Annotated in this window: 2 protein-coding genes and 1 pseudogene; 1 reads left to right on the top strand and 2 read right to left on the bottom strand. The window is 72.1% G+C overall.

Going from position 1 to position 2411, the window contains the following annotated elements:
* Positions 1-300 precede the first annotated feature (300 nt).
* Positions 301-1356: a class I mannose-6-phosphate isomerase gene (locus ACIBJF_RS53015; protein WP_399185054.1), complete on the bottom strand. Its 1056-nt coding sequence runs from the start codon at positions 1354-1356 to the stop codon at positions 301-303.
* A gap of 22 nt (positions 1357-1378) precedes the next feature.
* A pseudogene (locus ACIBJF_RS53010) lies at positions 1379-1597 on the bottom strand (SDR family oxidoreductase); the annotation flags it as partial.
* A 492-nt stretch (positions 1598-2089) separates the two neighbouring features.
* Between ACIBJF_RS53010 and ACIBJF_RS53005 the strand changes: the two are divergent.
* Entirely contained in the window at positions 2090-2401 is a 312-nt protein-coding gene (locus ACIBJF_RS53005; protein WP_399185053.1) for a DUF2071 domain-containing protein, read from the top strand.
* Positions 2402-2411 lie beyond the last annotated feature (10 nt).

Genomic DNA, 2411 nt, shown 5'->3' with positions numbered 1-2411 from the left:
GCCCTGACGGCGATCCGGCTATCCCTGCCCTGCTCCGCAGGAGTCCGATTCCTCCCCGGCCCGAAGGCCGGGGCATCCTCGGAGGAACCCGGTGATATCCGTCCGGCGCTCCCGAGCAATGCTGAGAGGGCGTTTGATCTAGGAAGATTGACGTTGTCGACGGCCGTGGGATCCCGGACCACAAGGGCCCGTGCCTCCACTATGACGTCTTCCAGTTCGCGGGCGGCGAGCATCCCGGATGCCAGTGCGCCAGGGCCCGGTGCGCTGCCGGTGGCCACGCTCGCGCGCCGAGACGTGCCGTCATTCGCCCAGCGCGGCGATCGCGTCCATTCCGTGGCCGGCGGCGAGCAGAGGCGTGCGGATGTCGGTGTCGAGGTCGGGGAGGTAGCCGAGCAGGACGTCGGCCGGGCCCTCGATGCGCATGCGGCCCAGCGCGGCGGGCAGCAACAGGCTTTCCGCGCGGGCCAGTCGCTCGCCTCCCGCGGGCGTGTCCACGGTGACGGGCAGCCCCGCGTTCGTGAGCACCATGGCGGTGGAGAACCGGTGTATCAGCGGCGCGGCGGTGCCGGCCCGCCACCGCTCCAGCGCGAAGTGGCGTCCGGCGCACAGCACGGTGCGCTCCACCCCGTCGTCCACCGGCACGCCGAGCCCGGAGCGGAAGTCGGGACGCGGCTCGGGACGCCACTCCTCCAGAAGCCGTTCGATGTTCGCCCGCCACTCCTCGTCCGCGATCGGCGAGCCGTCCTCCATCCGGTGGCGCATGGCGTGCTGTTGGATGTCGGACGTCTGCTCGATCTCGTAGACGACGGTGCCGGGACCGAAACTGTGCAGGGTGCCGCCGGGGACGTAGAGGGTCTGCCCGGCGCGCACGGGCAGACGGCGCAGGACGGCGTCGAAGTCCTGGGCCACCAGCGCCCGCCTGAGCCGGTCGCGGTCGACGCCCGGCTGGGTGCCGGCCAGGGCGGTGGCTCCCGGGGCTGCTTCGAGGATGTGCCACGCCTCGGTCTTGCCGTTGGGCTCGCCTTCGAGACGCCGGGCGGTCTCGTCGTCGGCGTGCAGGTGGACCGGGAGCATCCCCGTGGCGTCGATGAGCTTGGTGAGCACAGGGAAGCGCGCACCGCGCCAGCCGCGCCCCACCAGCTCCTGCGGGTACTCCTTGACCAGTCGGCGCAGGGTGCGCCCGGCCAGCGGGCCCGCGGTCACCGTCGCCGCCTCGCCGTCGACGTCGCTGACCTCCCACGTCTCGGCGACCGGACCGTCCGGCAGCCCCGCGCGGCCCCATCGGTCGGCCAGGACGCGGCCGCCGAAGACGTGTTGCCTGACGGGCGTGGTCAGGCGCAGCGGGTACCACTCCACGGGTGCGCTCTCCTCGGCGGCCTCAGAGGATCGGCTGGCCACCGGTGACCGCGATACGGGCGCCGGAGACGTACGACCCCTCGTCGGAGGCGAGCAGCACATAGACCGGGGCGACCTCGGCCGGCTGGCCGGGGCGGCTGAGCGGCACCTGGGAGCCGAAGCTCTCGACCTGCTCCGGCGGCATCGTGGCGGGGATCAGGGGTGTCCAGATGGGCCCGGGAACCACACTGTTGACGCGGATCCTGCTGGTCGAGGGAGAGCACACCGGGTGGGAGCGCTCCTATCAGGCCGTACCGCTCACGTCCCCGCCGGGTGAAAGCCACCCCCTTGTTCCGCAGCGCATCGGTCAGCCGGGCCCGGCCGTCGGGGCTGTCGCGGCGCGAGGACATGGGTACTCCTCCGTCGACTGGTCTTCCGCTCCGCAGTTCCCGGGCAGTCGCCGGCGAAACGGCCCGCACGACGAGTTGTCCCGTGCCGGAAGGCCGACCAGTCGTCACCCCGGACCTCGCGGTGGGCCCTCGACGACGGCCCGGTCGACCGCGTGGCCCAGCAGGGGCGCGCCACAGCGAGGGTTTAGGTCATCACCCCAGGCGCCGGGCGAGGACGGCTCGGTGCGGAACCACAGCGCGGGCGCGGCTGGCCCAGAACACCCCGTTCGTCGTCCACACGCGTACAACGAGTGGGGCGCTGCCCGCGCTGTCGGCCGAACTCTGGCCTGGTCTGTTGGGGGCAGATGAGAGACCCGGGCCCGCCCGCATCGGGTCGTGCCGAGTTTCGGCGCGGGCCTCCTGGGGAGTCGGTGCGCGTGGTGTCCTATGGACCGGAGCAGCGTGTGGACCTCCCGGCACTGCGCGCCGGCTGGCTCACCCAGACGTTCGTGCACTGGGCCTACTCTCCCGAGCAGGTACAGCGCCTGCTGCCGGAGGGGCTGACCGTGGACACCTGCGAGCAGTGGGCGTGGGTGAGCGTCTCTAATCAGCTAAGTGGACCTATGCGAACCGTAAGGTCTGGCAAGGGTTCTGCCCATCTGGGCGGGGATGCGTGAGCGTGGAGGT

The organism is Streptomyces sp. NPDC050743, from assembly GCF_044456925.1.
Lineage (GTDB): Bacteria > Actinomycetota > Actinomycetes > Streptomycetales > Streptomycetaceae > Streptomyces.
Note: the sequence above shows the minus strand (reverse complement) of the source record. Positions and strands in the feature narration are given on the sequence as shown.